The organism is Massilia sp. 01N410 (assembly GCF_056399665.1).
Map to the genome: position 1 here is coordinate 85,103 of NZ_JBFTRV010000015.1, position 17,326 is coordinate 102,428.

Sequence of the window (17,326 nt, forward strand, 5' to 3'; positions counted from 1 at the left end):
CACATCCAACCATGCCTACCATGACTACTCTCCCGAATTTCCGCGACCCCGCCGTCCTGCTCGAGCATGCGCAGCACACCATGCGCTTCTACCATCCGCGCGCGATCGATCCCGCCGGCGGCATGTTCCAGTATTTCAAGGACGACGGCGAGATCTACGACCCGCGCCACCGCCACCTGGTCAGCAGCACGCGTTTCGTGTTCACCTATGCGATGGCCTACCGCCACTTCCACGATCCGGCCTACCTGGAGGGCGTGCGCCACGCCGTGCGCTTCCTGCGCGAGGCCCACCGCGCGCCGGACGGCAGCGGCTACGCCTGGATGCTGGACGGCCGCGACGTCGAGGACGGCACCCAGCACGCCTACGGCGAAGCCTTCGTGCTGCTGGCCTACGCGCATGCGGCGATGGCCGGCGTGGACGAGGCGCGCGCCTGGATCGGCGAGACCTTCGAGCTGATGGAGAAGCGCTTCTGGAACGAGGCGGACGGCCTGTACGCCGACGAAGCCAGCCAGGACTGGAGCACGCTCTCCAGCTACCGCGGCCAGAACGCCAACATGCACGCTTGCGAGGCGCTGCAGGCCGCCTGGCAGGCCACCGGCGAACAGCGCTACCTGGAACGCGCCTATACCGTCGCCTACAACATCACCCAGCGCCAGGCGCAGCGCTGCGGAGGCCTGATCTGGGAGCACTACGACGCCCAGTGGCAGCCGGACTGGAAGTTCAACATCGACGACCCGGAAAACCTGTTCCGCCCCTGGGGCTACCAGCCCGGCCACTTCACGGAGTGGGCCAAGCTGCTGGTGCAGCTGGAGGCGCGCGGCAAGGGCGTGCTGGACCAGGACGTCGACTGGATGCTGCCGACCGCCGAAAAACTGTTCACGGTGGCGGTGGAGAAGGGCTGGGACCCCGAGCACGGCGGCCTGTGCTACTCGCTGGCGCCGGACCTGACGATCTGCGACTGGCACAAGTATTTCTGGGTGCAGGCCGAGAGCGCCGCGGCGGCCGCCATGCTGGCCAAGCGCACCGGCAACGCCAGGTACTGGGACTGGTACGATCGCCTGTGGGCCTACAGCTGGACCCACATGGTCGACCATGAATACGGCGCCTGGTACCGCATCCTTGACCGCGAGAACCGCAAGCTGAGCGACGAGAAGAGCCCGGCCGGCAAGGTCGACTACCACACCATGGGCGCCTGCTACGACATCGTGGCCGTGCTGCAGGAGGCCGGCGATGCCTGATCCGACGAACACTGCGCCAATCATGCTGTGCGCCGGCGAGGCGCTGACCGACATGATCCACCAGGGCGGCGAACAGTGGGTGAGCCGCGTCGGCGGCTCCGTGTGGAACGTGGCGCGCGCGCTGGCGGTGCTGGGTGAGCCCACCGCCTTTGCCGGCGCCGTCAGCTGCGACCGTTTCGGCGACGCCCTGTGGAACGCCAGCGAGGAAGTCGGCCTGAACCTGGGCCTGATGCAGCGCGTGGAGCGCTCGCCGCTGCTGGCCGTGGTGGAGAGAAGCGAGCCGCCGCGCTACTTCTTCATCGGCGACGACAGCGCCGACCTGCACTTCGATCCCGAGGCGCTGCCCGCGGAATGGCTGGATTCGCTGCGCTGGGCCCACTTCGGCGGCATCAGCCTGGCGCGCGAGCCGCTGGCCTCGAAGCTGGTCGCGCTGGCGAAAAAGCTGAAGTCCCACGGCGTCAGGATCAGCTACGACCCGAATTACCGCAACGTGATGGGCAGGGAGTATGCGTGGACCCTGCAGAGCATGGCGACCCTGGCCGACGTGATCAAGGTGTCGGACGACGACCTGCGCGGCCTGCTTCCGCACTACGAACTGGACGAGGCGCTGCAGCATCTGCGCGGCTTCAATCCGGACGCGATCTGCCTGCTGACGCGCGGCGGCGAGGGCGCCAGCCTGTACCGCGGCGCGGCGCGCTGCGATGCGCGCGCACCCAAGGTGGCGGTGGTGGACACGGTCGGTGCCGGCGACGCCAGCGTGGCCGGCCTGCTGCACAGCCTGGCGGCCCATGCCGATCGTCCGCTGCAGGCCCACCTGCATGCGGCGCTGGCGGCCGGTTCCGCCGCCTGCCTGCAGTCCGGCGCCATCCCACCGCCGCCGGCGGCCATGCAACAACTGTTCGAACAGCTCGAAGGAGAAGCCCCGTGATGAGCCGTACCCGTTTTGCCCTGTTCCAGCCGGCGCTGTGCGTCGCGCTGCTGGCGGCCTTCGCGCTGCCCATGGCCGCACAGAGCGCGTCCGCGCCGGCTGCCATCCCGGCCGCTCGGTCAGCTGGTCCTATGCCGGTCAACACCTTCATCGGCACCCAGGACGAAGGCAATACCTTCCCCGGCGCCACGGCGCCGTTCGGCATGATCCAGGTCGGCCCGACCGCCGACCACTACGCCGGCTACCGCTACAGCGACAAGCGGATCCGCGGCTTCGGCCATTCCTACGTGTCCGGCGCCGGCTGCTGGGAGCAGGGCGGGCAGCTGCCGGTGCTGCCGGTGACCGGCACCATCGGCCCCGGCGGCGATTTCGACACCAGCAAGCCGGGCAGCTTCGACTACAAGAAGTACGGCGCCGAATACACCCACGAGGGCGAGGTCGGCCAGGCGGGCTACTACAAGGTCCAGCTCACCAGCTACGGCGGCATCACGGCCGAGGCAACCGCGCTGACCCGCGCCGCCGCCGAGCGCTACACCTTCGCGCCCGGCGCCGCCACCGGCCACGTGCTGCTCAACCTGGGCCAGGCCAACGAACGCCACAACGTGGTCGGCAGCGAAGTGAAGGTGGTGGACGACCGCAGCGTCGAGGGCAAGATCGTCACCAACAGCTTCTGCGGCGGCGCCAAGTACACCACCTGGTTCCGCATCGTGTTCGACCGCCCGGTGATCGCCCACGGCATCTGGGACGACCGCGGCGGCTGGCCGAACGCGAACGGCCCCAGCCAGGCGGGCGAAGCCAAGCCGCATGGCGTCTGGCTGAGCTTCGACCTGAAGAACGGCCGCGCGGTCACCGCGGTCAGCGCGATCTCCCACGTCGACGCCGAGGGTGCGCGCAGCAACCTGCGGGCCGAGGGTATGGCCGCCGGCAAGCCGATGAGCTTCGATGCGATGAAGGACAAGGCCCAGGCGGCCTGGCAGCGCGAGCTGGCCAGCGTGCGCATCGAGGGCGGCAGCAACGACGACCGCACCGTGTTCTACACCGCGCTCTACCACGCGCTGCTGCAGCCGATGACCGGCAACGATGCCGACGGCCGCTACCGCGGCTACGACAACAACATCCACACGGCCAGGGACTGGACCTATTACGAGTACTTCTCGCTGTGGGATACCTACCGCGCCCAGAACCAGCTGCTGGCCATGCTGCGCCCGCAGCGCGCGCGCGACATCGCGAATTCCGTGCTGAAGATCCGCGAGCAGGGCGGCTGGCTGCCGCGCTGGGGCTATGCCAACTTCGAGACCAATGTGATGACCGGCGACCCGGTCACGCCCTTCCTGGTCGACCTGTGGCGCTACGGCGCGCTGAAGGGACGCGAGCGCGAAGCCTATGAGGCGCTGCGCCAGAATGCCTTCGGCGTACCGCCGTTCAATATCCGCCCTCAGGGCCGCTCGGGCAACCCCAGCTACCTGCGCCAGGGCTTCGTGCAGTACGACCGCACCTTCATGGCCAAGGGCATGGACACCGACCCCCACCACGGCGCCTCGGCGACCCTCGAGTATGCGCTGGCCGACAGCGCGCTGGCGAAGATGGCCTGGGCCATCGGCGAGGAAGACGATTCGCTGACCCTGTCGCAGCGCGCCCTCAACTGGAAGAAGATCTGGGATGCGTCGGTGGTCGATGCCCCGACCGGCCAGCGCGGCTTCCCGCGTCCGCGCCTGAACGACGGCAGCTGGTTCGCCGACGTCGGCAGCGGCTTCGACCCGCGCGGCGACCACGGCTTCCACGAAGGCACGGCCTGGCAGTACCAGTGGCTGGTGCGCCAGGACATCCCGGGCCTGGCCGCGGCGATGGGCGGCAAGGCCGAAGCCCTGCGCCGCCTCGACCTGTTCTTCGACTACGACGCCGTGCTGGCCGACCCGAACGCCGTGCGCAAGTCCTGGGTCGTGGGACCGTACAGCTACTACAGCCAGTTCCGCTACAACCCGAACAACGAGCCCGACCTGCACGCCCCCTGGGTCTACACCCTGATGGGCCAGCCCTGGAAGACCACCACCGTCCTGCGCGCGGCCGAAACCCTGTTCGGCAACGGCCCCAGCGGCGTGACCGGCAACGACGACCTCGGCACCATGTCGGCCTGGTACCTGTTCAGCGCGCTGGGCATGTATCCGGACACGCCGGGCAGCGGCCGCTTCATCCTGCATGCGCCGCGCTTCGCCCGCGCCGAGGTCGACATGGGCAACGGCCATACCCTGCGCATCGAGGCGCCCGAAGCCAAGGCCGGCGAGCGCCGCTTCGTGCAGTCGGTGAACTGGGCCGGCAAGCCGCTGTCGCGGGTGTGGCTGGACTGGGAGCAGCTGCAGGCCGGCGGCACCCTCGGCTACCGCCTCGCACCGCAGCCGGACACCGCGGGCTGGGGCACGCAGGCGGACGACCTGCCGTCAGCACTATAAGCACGATAAAAAATCGATAGGAGACACCGTATGGAACATATTTCGCAGCCGGCGCTGCGGCCGCAATCGGAGGCTCGCACGGGCAATACCGGGCCGCTGGTCATCATCACCATCCTGTTCTTCATGTGGGGCCTGCTGACAGCGCTGAACGACGTGCTGATCCCGCACCTGAAGGCGCTCTACACGCTGAACTACGTGCAGGCGATGCTGGTGCAGTTCTGCTTCTTCGGCGCCTACGCCATCGTCTCGCTGCCGGCCGGCATGCTGATCAAGAAGATCGGCTACCAGAACGGCGCCGTCACCGGACTCGTGATCGCCGCCTGCGGCTGCGCGCTGTTCTATCCGGCGTCGATGAGCGGCTATGCGCTGTTCCTGCTCGGCTTCTTTGTGCTGGCAGCCGGCATCACCATCCTGCAGGTGGCGGCCAACCCCTATGTGACGGTGCTGGGCGACCCGCGCACGGCCTCGAGCCGCCTGTCGCTGACCCAGGCCTTCAACTCGCTGGGCACCACCATCGCGCCCATCCTCGGCGGCATCCTGATCCTGGCCGAAGGCGCCCAGGTCAGCGAGGCGGCGAGCGTCCAGAAGCCCTACCTGACCCTGGCCGGCGCCTTGCTGCTGCTGGCGGTGCTGTTCGCCTTCGCCCGCCTGCCGAAGATCGAACACGCGGACGACGGCGCGGTGCAGCTCGACAGCACCACCAAGGCCTCGGTGCTGGCCCATCCCCACCTGCTGATGGGGGCGATCGGCATCTTCCTCTACGTCGGCGGCGAAGTCAGCATCGGCAGCTTCCTGATCAACTTCATCGGCGAGCCGCACATCGCCGCCCTCGGCCCGGCGGACGCCGCCCACTACGTCAGCTACTACTGGGGCGGCGCCATGGTCGGACGCTTCGTCGGCTTCGCGGTGATGCGCTATGTCAGCCCGGGCAAGACCCTGGCCTTCAATGCGGCCGTCTCGATCGCCTTGATCCTGGTTGCCATCTTCGGCCACGGCCAGGCTGCGATGTGGGCCATCCTCGCGGTCGGCCTGTGCAATTCGATCATGTTCCCGACCATCTTCAGCATGGCCCTGTACCGCCTCGGCAAATTCACCGGCCAGGCCTCGGGCATCCTGTGCATGGCCATCGTCGGCGGCGCCGTGGTGCCCTTCGTGCAGGGCCTGCTGGCCGACTCGATCGGCCTGCAATGGTCCTTCGTGGTGCCGGCGGCCTGCTACGCCTTCATCCTGTACTTCGGCCTGAGGTTCGCCGGCCTGTACCGCGCCGGCGCGCAGCAATGAACAGAAGACGGCGCCTGCCGGCGCTGGCGGGAGCCAGCCTCCTGGCATTGGCCGCCCTGCCTGCCGGCGCGGCCCTGCGTCCCGCCGGCAAGGTCGTGCAGGCCCTGCCGTCCGCCGACGGCGTGGACCTGCGCCTGTCCAGCGGCGCCCGGGTCCACATCGGCTTCGCCACGCCCGACGTGGTGCGGGTGCGGATGACGCCTTCCGGCAGCTTCGCGCCGGACGTCTCCTATGCGATCGAGGGCGCGCCGCCCACCTCCAGGGCGACGCTGACGAAGCAGGGCGCGGTGACCGAATTGCGCTCCACGAGCGGCACGCGGGTGGTGATCCGCAACGCGCCCGAGCTGGCGATTTCGGTGTACGACGGCGCCGGCCGGCTGGTGCTCGCCAACGACCCGGCGCGTCCGATGACCTTCGACAGGGAGGAGGGCGCCGTCGAAACGGCGATGCGCCGCGACGACTACGAGCTGTACTACGGCTTCGGCGAAAAGACGCTGCCGCTGTCGCGGCACCAGCAAGCCACGGTGATGTGGAATTCGGATGTCGCTCCCTATGCGGTGGGCCACGATCCCTCCTACCAGGCGATTCCCTTCTTCATCGCGCTGCACGAAGGCAGGAGCTACGGCCTGTTCTTCAATAACACCTGGCGCAGCTGGTTCGACATGGGCAAGCGCGAGCCCCATCGCTACAGCTTCGGCGCGAACGGTGGCGAACTCGATTACTACGTCTTCACCGGCGGCGAAGAGCGCAGCCCGGCCGGCGTCCTGCGCGACTACACGGCCCTGACCGGACGCGGCGCCCTGCCGCCGCTGTGGGCGCTGGGCTACCAGCAATCGCGCTGGTCCTACATGAGCCAGGAAAAGGTGCTCGACATCGCGCAGGAGTTCCGCAAGCGCCGGATCCCGGCCGACGTGCTCTACCTCGACATCGACCACATGGACGGCTTCCGCGTCTTTACATGGAATCCGAAGACCTTCCCCGATCCGAAGAAGATGCTGGACCGGCTGCACGGCGAAGGCTTCCACGCCGTGACCATCGTCGACCCGGGCATCAAGCTCGATGAGAATTATCCGATCTACCGCAGCGGCAGGGAGCAGGGCGTCTACGTCCGCAAGCTTGATGGCAGCGAACTGCATGCCAAGGTCTGGCCGGGCATCTGCGCCTTCCCGGATTTCACCATGCCGGCGGCACGCGCCTGGTTCGGCAGCCTGTACGCGTCGGCGCTGGACCTCGGCGTGGACGGTTTCTGGAACGACATGAACGAGCCGGGCGTGTTCCCGGCCGACGGTTTCGACAAGCCCGAGATTTCGCTGGGGCCGCAGCGTAGCTTCCCGGTCGATGCCCGCCATGCCGGCGACGGCCGGCCCGGCAGCCATGCGCAATATCACAACGTCTACGGCATGCAGATGGCGCGCGCCAGCTTCGAGGGACTGCGCAAGCTGCGGCCGGAGCGGCGCCCGCTGGTGCTCACGCGCGCCGGTTTCGCCGGCGTGCAGCGCTACGCCGCGGTCTGGACCGGCGACAATTCGCCGACCTGGTCCCACCTGGCGCTGACGATTCCGATGCTGACCAATCTGTCGGTGTCGGGCGTGCCTTTCGTCGGCGCCGACGTCGGCGGCTTCATGGGCAGTCCGAGCGCCGAGCTGCATACCCGCTGGCTGCAGGCGGCGGCGCTGACGCCATACTTCCGCACCCATTCCAACGACGTCTCCGCCGCGCGCGAGCCCTGGGCCTTCGGCGCCGAACTCGAAGGCATCAACCGCGCCACCATCGGGCTGCGCTACCGCCTGCTGCCCTATCTGTACACCCTGTTCGCCGATAACGAACGGACCGGCATGCCGCCGATGCGTCCGCTGTGGTTCATGTACCCCGGCGATACGCGCGCCAGCCTGGTCGACGACCAGTTCCTGCTCGGCGGCGACCTGCTGGTGGCGCCGGTGCTGCAGGAAGGGAAGACCAGCCGCGAGGTCTATTTTCCGCAGGGCGATGCCTGGATAGCCTGGTGGGACGGCAGCCGCCATGCGGGCGGCACGGTGGCGCAGGTCGCCGCGCCACTGGACCGGCTGCCGCTGTTCGTCCGCGCCGGCGCCGGCATTCCGACGGCGCCGGTGGTGCAGCACACGGGCGAGCTGAAGACGGTGCCGCTGACCCTGCTCGTCGCCGCCGGCGCCACCGGCGACAGCCACGTGTTCCAGGATGCCGGCGACGGCTACGGCTACCGCCAGGGAGGATCGCGCACCATCGGAATGCGGCAGGAGGAGGGCCAGGGCAAGCGCGGCCTGTGGCTGGACATCCCGCCCAATGCGGGCTACCAGCGCGTGGGTGCCGTCGAGTTCATCGGCATCGACGAGCCGCCGGCCGCCATCCGCATCGACGGCAAACCTGTGCGCGATGCGCAGTTCGACCCGGCGGCGCGGCGCCTGCGCATCCCGCTGCCGGACGAAAACGTGCAGCGGATCGAGCTCGAACACTGAAAGCTAATTGAAGGGGAAACACGGTTAGAGTGGCGCCATATTCACCAGACCTATCGTTGGTATTCATGAAAAACGCTAACCGACTTCCGCTGCAAAACCCACCGGCCCAAGCCCAGACCGAGGTACAAGCGTCCGCTCCATCCAGGCCCCATCCGTTCTGGAAACTGATGGACATGCGTCTCGGCATCGTCCCGCTGCCCGTCTATCTCCTGCTGGTGGCGCTGATCGGCGGCTTCGTCGCGACCGGCAAGGTGCCGAACGATATCTGCGTCTCGATCGCCATCCTGACCGTCGGCGGCTTCTCGTGCGCGGAACTGGGCAAGCGCCTGCCGTTCTTCCGCAACATCGGCGCCGCCGCGATATTCGCCACCTTCATCCCGTCCTACCTGGCCTTCAGCCACCTGATCCCGGCGCCGGTGCTGAAGAACGTGGTCGACTTCACCAAGTCCACCAACTTCCTCTACCTGTTCATCTCGTCCATCATCGTGGGCAGCATCCTGAGCATGGACAGGTCGGTGCTCATCAAGGGCTTCATCAAGATCTTCGTCCCGCTGGCCATCGGCTCGGTGGCGGCCGGCATCGTCGGTACCGCCGTCGGCGTGGCGCTGGGCAAGGGCGCCTTCCACACCTTCTTCTACCTGGTCGCGCCGATCATGGCCGGCGGCGTCGGCGAAGGCGCGATCCCGCTGTCGATCGGCTATGCCGGCATCCTGCACGAAGCCCAGGGCGAGATCTTCGCCCAGGTGCTGCCGCCGGTGATGCTGGGCAGCCTGACGGCGATCCTGCTGGCCGGCATGCTGAATGCGATCGGCAAGAAGCGCCCGCACCTGACCGGCGAAGGCCGCCTGCAGCCGGGCGAGCAGGACGATGCGAAGCCGCTGGCCGAAGTCATTCCCCTGCATATGGACATCGGCCATATCGCGGCCGCCGGCATCACCTCGATCTCGCTCTACATGGTGGGCATGCTGGCCTTCCGCCTGTTCGAGTTCCCGGCGCCGGTGGTGATGCTGTTCGTCGCCGTCATGTTCAAGCTGTCGCGCGGCGTCTCGCCCCAGCTCCAGCAGAGCTCCTACATCGTCTATAAATTCTTCTCGACGGCGGTCACCTATCCGCTGCTGTTCGCCATCGGCGCCTCGATGACGCCCTGGGACAAGCTGGTCGCCGCCTTCAACGTGACGAACCTGGTCATCATCGTGTCGACGGTCGTGACTCTGATGGCCACCGGCTTCGTGGTGGGCCGCAAGATGAACATGTATCCGATCGAGGCGGCGATCGTCAACGCCTGCCACAGCGGCCAGGGCGGCACCGGCGACGTCGCCATCCTGACCGCCGCCAACCGCATGCAGCTGATGCCCTTCGCGCAGATCGCCACCCGCATCGGCGGCGCGATCACCGTCACGCTGACCCTGATTGCGCTGGCAAGGCTGCACTAATCGTCCGCTTGTTTAGGAAACAGCACTAAATTGCAGCCCGATGCGGGGGATTTGCTGAAACGGCCGACGCTTCCTTTGTACTATCCGGAACGATCGCTCATCCTTCACATCGGAGTCATGCATGTTCGCTCGTCTTCGGCCGTCGCTGCTGGCCTGCGCCCTGGCCGGCACTCTGGCCACCTTCGCCAGCTTCGCCGCTGCCCCGGCACCGGGTAATCCCCATCATTCCGCGGTCTTCGGCGGCGGCCCCTTCTACAGCGGCGGCCAGGCGGTGATGGACGATCTGCGCGCATCCGGCTTCGACACGGTGATCCTGTGGAGCATCCACGTCGACGCCAAAAGCGGAAACCTCATCCTCAACGACAAGCTGCTCGTGGCCGACGGCCGCTATGTGGGCGATCCGGACTGGCCGTCCCGGCTTGCCACGCTCAAGCGGCAGCCCACCGGGGTCAGGCGCATCGAGGTGTCGATCGGTTCGGGCGGCACCAATGATTTCGCGGCCATTCGCGACCTGATCGCCGCGCAAGGCAGCGGCCCAAGCAGCATCCTGTACCGGAATTTCCAGGCTTTGAGAGCCGCGACCGGCGCCGATGCCGCCAACTTCGACGACGAAAGCAGCTACGACCTGGATTCGTCGGCCCGCTTCGGCAATATGCTGTCGGCCCTGGGCTACAAGCTCGCGCTGGTGCCTTATACGAAGCAGGCCTATTGGCGCAGCCTGAAGGATGCGCTCGGCGGCAAGGTCGACACCATCTACCTGCAGGTCTACGACGGCGGCGCGCGCAATAATCCCGCAGCCTGGTCGTCCGCGATGGGCATGAGCGTGAACCCGGGCCTTTGGTCGCTGCACGGCAAGGCTTGCCTGCAGGGCGATTCGCCGGCCGTCGTGCGGACCAGGATGAGCACGTGGAAGGCGACGGCCGGCATTACCGGCGGTTTCATGTGGCTGTACGACGATATGCAGGCCTGCGGTGCCAGGGCCGGCGCGGCGCAGTATGCGCAGGCGATCGAAGCGGCCGTTGGCACGGCAAACAGCCCATAAGCAGCCCATAAGCAGCCGGGTTTCCGCCTTGGCAGAACATCGCTAGCACATTCCAATTTGGAAGGCTACTGGACTTTTGCGTCTGTTTGCGCTATCATTAGTGCAATATATTTGTTCAAAAGTATCTCCGCAGCACCGTATTTCCTCTCAACGAGCGGGAAATAATTCTTGGGCCCAGCGCCCGTATCCGTAATCGTTTGACGCATTGTTCGTCAAATACCTGCGTCGTCAAAAGTCCTGAAACCCAGCCTCTTTTGACACGCCTATGACACCTTGGCACCGGCACGAACGCACGCCGGAAAAGCGTGCCTCGTCCTATTCGTCGCTTGCGCACGCCAATGCGCCGTTGCATCGCCAACGGCCCAGGGTTTCATTGCCTTTGCAAAATCGAAGGAGAACCACCACGTGGCAAAACAAATCATCATCGACCATGTCTTCAAGGTCTACGGCGACCAGCCGGAACAGGCATTGGAACTGGTCCGCCAGGGAGCCAGCAAGCAGGAAATCCTGGCCAGGACCGAATGCACGATCGGCGTGTTCGACGCCAGTTTCACCATCGAGGCGGGAGAGATCTTCGTCATCATGGGCCTGTCCGGTTCGGGCAAGTCGACCCTGGTGCGCATGCTGAACCGCCTGGTCGAGCCGACCGCCGGCCGCATCCTGATCGACGGCGAAGACATCAATACGCTGCCGGAGGCGCAGCTGCGCGCCTTGCGCCGCAAGGACATCAGCATGGTGTTCCAGTCCTTCGCGCTGCTGCCGCATGTGTCCGTGCTGGACAACACGGCCTTCGGCATGGAACTGGCCGGCATTCCCAAGGCCGAGCGCCATGCGCTGGCCCGGCAGGCGCTGGAGCAGGTGGGCCTCGCGGCCTATGACGCCAGCTATCCCGACGAATTGTCCGGCGGTATGCAGCAACGCGTGGGACTGGCGCGCGCCCTGGCTTGCGATCCCTCGATCCTGCTGATGGACGAGGCATTTTCCGCGCTCGATCCCATCATGCGCACGGAAATGCAATCGGAGCTGCTGCGCTTGCAGCAGATCAAGCGCCGCACCATCGTCTTCATTTCGCACGACCTCGATGAAGCCATGCGTATCGGCGACCGGGTCGCCATCATGAAGGACGGGCATGTGGTGCAAGTGGGCACGCCCGAGGAAATCCTGCGCAAGCCCGCCAACGATTACGTGCGCAACTTCGTGCGCGGCGTCGATGCGGCGGCCGTCTTCAAGGCCGGCGACATCGCCCGCAAGAGCCAGATCGTGGTGTCGGAATCGCCGAGCCGCGGTTCGCGTGCGGCGTTGACGATGCTGGAAGAGCAGGACCGGGCCTACGCCTATGTCGTCAATCCGCGGCGCCAGTTCCTCGGGGTGGTGTCGGCCGATTCGCTGCGCAGCGCGCTCGAAGGCCATACCGGTCCGCTGGGCCTGTCGCACGCCTACCTGCCGGAGGTGCAGACCATTAATGCGGACGAGCCCGTTGCCGGCCTGTTCGGGCAAGTGGCGCAACTGCCGTATGCGGTGCCGGTGGTGGCCAGCGACGGCGGCTTCCGCGGCGCCATCAGCAAGACCACCCTGCTGAAATTCCTCGACCGCGATACGCCCGCCATTGCCGAGCCACAAACACAGAAAGGACAAGCATGAATCCCAGTACCGCCACTGCCCAGACCAACCCTTGGCTGCCGACGCCGCCGACCGATACTTCCTGGCTCGACGCGGCGCCGGCCGTCACGCCCGACCACGCCGGCGGCTTTCAGCTGACGCAACTCTTCGATGGTTCGCTGCCGCTGGAATCCTGGATCAACCAGGGCCTGGGCTGGGTGGTCGCGCATTGCCGGCCGTTTTTCCAGGCGGTGCGCGCGCCGATCGACGCGACACTGGGCGGCATGGGCGAGCTGCTGCTGGCCGCGCCGTCGATGGTGGTGATCGCCATCATCGGCCTGCTGGCCTGGCAATTCACCAGCCGCGCGCTGGCCGCCGGCACCGTGCTGGCGCTGCTGGTCCTGTCGATGCTGGGCGTCTGGCCGGAAGCGATGATCACCCTGTCGCTGGTGCTGACCTCGCTGGCTTTCTGCCTGGCGATCGGTTTGCCCCTGGGGATATTCCTGGCCAGCAGCGAACGCGCGCAGAATGTCCTGCGCCCGCTGCTGGACGCCATGCAGACCACGCCCGCCTTCGTGTACCTGGTGCCGGTGGTCATGCTGTTTGGTATCGGCAATGCGCCCGGCGTGATCGTGACCATCATCTTCGCCCTGCCGCCGCTGGTGCGCCTGACGAACCTGGGCATTCGCCAGGTCCGTCCCGACCTGGTCGAAGCGGCGCGCGCCTATGGCGCTTCGCCCTGGCAGCTGCTGACCCGCGTGCAGTTCCCGCTGGCCATGCCGTCGATCATGGCCGGCATCAACCAGTCGCTGATGCTGTCGCTGTCGATGGTGGTGATCGCCTCGATGATCGCGGTCGGCGGCCTGGGCCAGATGGTGCTGCGCGGGATTGGCCGCCTGGACATGGGCCTGGCCACCGTGGGGGGCCTTGGCATCGTGCTGCTGGCCATCACCCTGGACCGCCTGACGCAGGCGATGGGGAAACCGCGCCGCGGCGTGCGTCACTGGTACCAGACGGGCCCGGCCGGTTTCATCCTCCGCCTGGTGCGCGGCGGACCGGCGCGCGGCGAAGCGGCCGCGCCCGCCAGGTCTCCTAATCGCACGATAAGCGCACAATAACAAGAAAGGACATCATGCAACGAATCGAACACTTCAAGGCCACATATAAAGCGCAGCGCAGGTTCCAGTGGTTCTCGGCCCTGGCGCTTGCCGCGCTTGCCCTGACCACCTCCCTGGCGATGGCGCAAACGCCCGATGCCGGGCTGCCCGGCAAGGGCATCAAGGTGCAGGCGCTGCAAAGCCCGATCGCCGAGGAAACCTTCCAGACCATGCTGGTCGAACGTGCCCTGGAAAAGCTGGGCTACGAGACGCAGGCGATCAAGGAAGTCGACTATCCGACCGCGCATATCGCGATTGCCAACGGCGACGCGACCTTCCTCGCCGTGCATTGGGATCCTCTGCACCAGGACTACTACAACAATGCCGGCGGCGACGCCAGGCTGCTGCGCGTTGGCCAATACGCCGGTCCGGCCGCGCAAGGCTACCTGATCGACAAGGCGACGGCCGACAAGTACCACATCACGAATATCGGCCAGCTGCGCGACCCGGCGCTGGCGAAACTATTCGACCATGACGGCGACGGCAAGGCCGACCTGACCGGCTGCAATCCAGGCTGGGGCTGCGAGGCGATGATCGAAAACCACATGGACGCCTACAAGCTGCGCGCCACGGTCAAGCACGTGCAGGGCAGCTATTCGGCCCTGATCGCCGATACCATCGGCCGCTACCAGCGTGGCGAACCGATTCTGTACTACACCTGGACACCCTACTGGGTGAGCGGGGTGCTGGTGCCGGGCAAGGACGTGGTCTGGCTGCAGGTGCCGTTCTCGTCGAATCCGCAGAACGCGAATACCCGTCTCGACGACGGCAGCGACTATGGATTTGCCGTGAACACGACGCGGATCGTCGTGAACCGCGCCTGGGCCGACAGGAACCCGGCGGCCGTGAAGCTGTTCGACGTCATGCGCCTGCCGATCGCCGACATCAATGCGCAAAACGAGCGCATGCGGACCGGCGAAAACACCCAGGCCGACATCGCGCGCCATACGGCAGGCTGGATCAAATACCACCAGCAGCTGTTCGATGGCTGGATCGCGCAGGCGCTGGCGGCGGCGAAGCCCTGAGTCGAGCGCCGTTTGCGGCTTCCCTCGTGGTGCGGGATGTCAATCTGACCGCGTCACGGCAAGGCGCTCGTCAACGCGATGGCCTCTTATGCACGCGGAAGCTTCGTTTGGCGGGCGGCTTCGGCACCGCGCCGACAGAGGCATGCGCGACCTGCTTATGCCGGTCTTCGATATAGACGGGGTTGGAGCGCTCCATGATGCCAATGGCCCGTACGGAATCGAGTTCGAGCGCTCCGGTAAGGGTGATGACGTGGCGTCCGGGCAGGAAGGCCGATTCGTCCATTCTCTCAGGTGCGTGGTGCCAGGGCCCGAATAGCCGCATGAGTATTTGCTTGAGTGTCCCCCGGGGGCCCGCGTCGGATAGGCGCTTGGCGTCGTCAGGCTCGGGCGGGCTGACGAGTGAGGTTCCGGAGCGCGGAAACCCCGAGCGGAGCAATTCGTCCAGTACATGCTGGGCGTCGACCGGGTTGTTGAAGACTGCTGTGAGATCGTGGCGCATGACCTGCCTCTTTTCGCTTGCTCGTTCAATCAGGCGGCAGCCTTGTTCCAGACGACTTCTGGAGCGACAGGTGCCGATGCGCTTGGTGTCAGCGGCCCATCAAGACCTTACGCGCTCCCAGCCATGGCGTACCGCCGCCTTCACTTTGTTCCAGGCCGGCGCAGCGCTGCCGGCATGTTCGGTTTCCCCAGGCACTTCCGGCGCGGCCATGCGCGTCGTTTCAGTGTCGGGCCTTGTTTCGTATGAATGGCCGGCAGGCTCCTTTGTATCCGTGTCCAGCCGGATCCTGTTCCAGCCATGGGTCACGGCATTCTTGAAATTTCCCCATGACGATAGTTGCCCCGCGTGGCGCGCGTTCCAGGCGTCCTCGACATCGGATGGGGAGCTCCGCCAATCGCGGCTGCGATAGTTCTCGCTGCGCTCTGCTTCGCTGCCTGACAGGGAGGCCGGGGCGTCGTTCTTCTCCTCGCTATCGCCGGCATCGTGCGCGTATATTGCGTTCCAGTGGGTACGGTAATAACTGTCGTCGTCGATGTCGGGTGACGCGCTGTTCCAGCCGCGGCGTATGGCGTGCCTGCTCTCGTCCCAGGCAGCAGCGCCGCTCGCGCCCGCTTCCCAGGCGCTCTTCAGGGCGGGCTCGACCTCGTCCCAGGAACGGTTGCGGTACTTGTCGCTGATACGCATCTCCTTGCCATAGCGGTAGGCCGCCATGTCATCGTCGTGTACGGTGCCGTGCGAATCCGCGAAGGTGGCCGGGGTGCGGACATGCAGTCTGTCTTCGTCAGGATGGACCCATTGGGAGTCCGCGCCCATCGTTTCCTGGAAGGTGTTGCCGGTCGGCGGTGAATCGGCACGCTGGATGCCGAAGTAGCGACTGTCTTCATGGGCGCGGCCCTGCAGGGCGCCCGGCTCGGTACCGGGCGGGTAGGCGCGAGCCATCCGGCCGGCATCTTGCCCGGCGCCGACGCTGCCATGGTCCCACACCGCATCGTGCGTTTCGATGCCGAGCGGACCGAAGCGCTCGATGATGGCGGCGGCGCGCGCGATATCCGGCTCGGAATCGGCCGTGAGCGTCACGATGTGGCGTCCGCGCAGGAATGCATCGGCATATGCTGCGCTATGCTCGCGCTGTCCGGTGTGGAACAGCCTCGCGGCGAGTCGTTTGACCGGGCCGTTGGCTTTTGCGTCCTCGCCGTCCAATCCGACGTCGTCGTCTTGCGTAGTTGGGAGCTCGTTCGACAGGGCCGTATCGGCGGGCGAATATCCAGAGGCCAGCAATTCGTCCAGGACGTGCTGGGCATCGCTTCGGTGAGCGAAGACGGCTTTCAATGTGTGACGCATGACGTACTCCCGATGTGACCGTTGCAATCAGGGGGGGCGGGCAGGTAGAGACCTCGCATGCTCCCCCGTACTACTTGCGTCGTGCCGGGAGTGGCCGTCACTAACGGCCGTGTTCCGTGCATTGCCGTTGAATTACCGCGACCAAGCAGTGTGGGTCACTTCATGCAGTACGGCGCTTGAATGATAAAAGCATACGCCTAATCGGCGTCCCGTGTGCTCTATTTCGCCTAGATGCTCAACACGGGTCCGCAATGCGTCGCGCATAAGCTTTCATCAAGGGGCGCATCGACATACCATTGCGCCAGGATGAATGTCGTGACAGTCACTAACACGAAGCTCACCATCTCTCGGCCGAGACTGCCGGATACCCCGTGATGCACGGCGAACATCAGGTAGTACACCGATCCGATGCCACGGATGCCCAATCAGTGCACCTACCGCCGCACCGGGAATTGGTCCTGTAATTCAACAATGAAGGTGTACCTTACCCGGACGTCTTGGCAAACTACACCGCGACCAGTTCAAGATGCTGCGCTCATCCGTGACGCGCTTCAACTCGGCCTCCAGCCGCCGCATTTCATCGGCCTGCGAATCCACAGCCTTGCGCTCCTCTTCAGGCACACCGTAGCGCTTCGTCCAGTTGTACAGGCTGTGGATACTCCCCCAGGCGCGCGGCTACGTCGCTTGCCGGTGGCCACGCTCGGCCACCTGCTTGACCGCCACGATCTTGAATTCCTCCGTACCGCTTTCCACTCATACTTTTCCCTTGGGCTCAGAATGATGGCTCAGAAGTGTCTGCAATCGTCGTAGCGATTCATACAGGCATCATCGCTCGCCTGCATCACAGGTTCCCGCAACTCAA

12 protein-coding genes and 1 pseudogene are annotated in these 17,326 nt (G+C 66.1%); 10 read left to right on the top strand and 3 right to left on the bottom strand.

Annotated features, from left to right (window positions below):
* The first annotated feature begins 20 nt into the window (after positions 1–20).
* From AC1DOP_RS19285 to proX, 10 genes are all read left to right on the top strand, one after another.
* Positions 21–1,238, top strand: coding sequence for an AGE family epimerase/isomerase (locus tag AC1DOP_RS19285; protein WP_441935065.1), 1,218 nt, complete (start codon positions 21–23; stop codon positions 1,236–1,238).
* Positions 1,231–2,166, top strand: coding sequence for a carbohydrate kinase family protein (locus AC1DOP_RS19290; protein WP_477252831.1), 936 nt, complete (start codon positions 1,231–1,233; stop codon positions 2,164–2,166). The genes AC1DOP_RS19285 and AC1DOP_RS19290 overlap by 8 nt, the downstream gene beginning before the upstream one ends.
* A complete protein-coding gene (locus AC1DOP_RS19295) occupies positions 2,166–4,613 on the top strand; it encodes a GH92 family glycosyl hydrolase (RefSeq protein WP_477252833.1) in 2,448 nt (815 codons plus the stop codon). Before AC1DOP_RS19290 ends, AC1DOP_RS19295 begins: the two co-directional genes overlap by 1 nt.
* Before the next feature lie 30 nt (positions 4,614–4,643).
* The gene (locus AC1DOP_RS19300) at positions 4,644–5,894 is read left to right on the top strand and encodes a sugar MFS transporter (protein WP_477252834.1); all 1,251 of its coding nucleotides are present in this window, start codon (positions 4,644–4,646) and stop codon (positions 5,892–5,894) included.
* Complete coding sequence (locus AC1DOP_RS19305) at positions 5,891–8,368, top strand: glycoside hydrolase family 31 protein (RefSeq protein WP_441935068.1); 2,478 nt, start codon at positions 5,891–5,893, stop codon at positions 8,366–8,368. Before AC1DOP_RS19300 ends, AC1DOP_RS19305 begins: the two co-directional genes overlap by 4 nt.
* 65 nt (positions 8,369–8,433) lie before the next feature.
* Entirely contained in the window at positions 8,434–9,801 is a 1,368-nt protein-coding gene (locus AC1DOP_RS19310) for a 2-hydroxycarboxylate transporter family protein (protein ID WP_477252837.1), read from the top strand.
* 121 nt (positions 9,802–9,922) lie between these two features.
* Positions 9,923–10,843, top strand: a complete 921-nt coding sequence (locus tag AC1DOP_RS19315; protein ID WP_477252839.1) for a PDDEXK family nuclease — start codon at positions 9,923–9,925, stop codon at positions 10,841–10,843.
* Positions 10,844–11,248: 405 nt separating this feature from the next.
* Complete coding sequence (proV, locus tag AC1DOP_RS19320; RefSeq protein WP_441935071.1) at positions 11,249–12,484, top strand: glycine betaine/L-proline ABC transporter ATP-binding protein ProV; 1,236 nt, start codon at positions 11,249–11,251, stop codon at positions 12,482–12,484.
* Positions 12,481–13,560, top strand: coding sequence for a glycine betaine/L-proline ABC transporter permease ProW (gene proW, locus AC1DOP_RS19325; RefSeq protein WP_441935072.1), 1,080 nt, complete (start codon positions 12,481–12,483; stop codon positions 13,558–13,560). The genes proV and proW overlap by 4 nt, the downstream gene beginning before the upstream one ends.
* Before the next feature lie 14 nt (positions 13,561–13,574).
* A complete protein-coding gene (proX, locus tag AC1DOP_RS19330) occupies positions 13,575–14,624 on the top strand; it encodes a glycine betaine/L-proline ABC transporter substrate-binding protein ProX (RefSeq protein WP_441935073.1) in 1,050 nt (349 codons plus the stop codon).
* A gap of 70 nt (positions 14,625–14,694) precedes the next feature.
* Here the strand turns inward: proX and AC1DOP_RS19335 are convergent, their stop codons facing one another.
* The 3 genes and pseudogenes from AC1DOP_RS19335 to AC1DOP_RS19345 form a co-directional block, all read right to left on the bottom strand.
* Positions 14,695–15,123 carry a hypothetical protein gene (locus AC1DOP_RS19335; RefSeq protein WP_441935074.1) on the bottom strand — a complete coding sequence of 143 codons (429 nt, stop codon included), beginning with the start codon at positions 15,121–15,123 and terminating at the stop codon, positions 14,695–14,697.
* A 99-nt stretch (positions 15,124–15,222) separates the two neighbouring features.
* Positions 15,223–16,464 carry a hypothetical protein gene (locus tag AC1DOP_RS19340; protein ID WP_477252842.1) on the bottom strand — a complete coding sequence of 414 codons (1,242 nt, stop codon included), beginning with the start codon at positions 16,462–16,464 and terminating at the stop codon, positions 15,223–15,225.
* Positions 16,465–16,901: 437 nt separating this feature from the next.
* Positions 16,902–17,217, bottom strand: a pseudogene (locus tag AC1DOP_RS19345) (transposase); the annotation flags it as partial.
* Positions 17,218–17,326 lie beyond the last annotated feature (109 nt).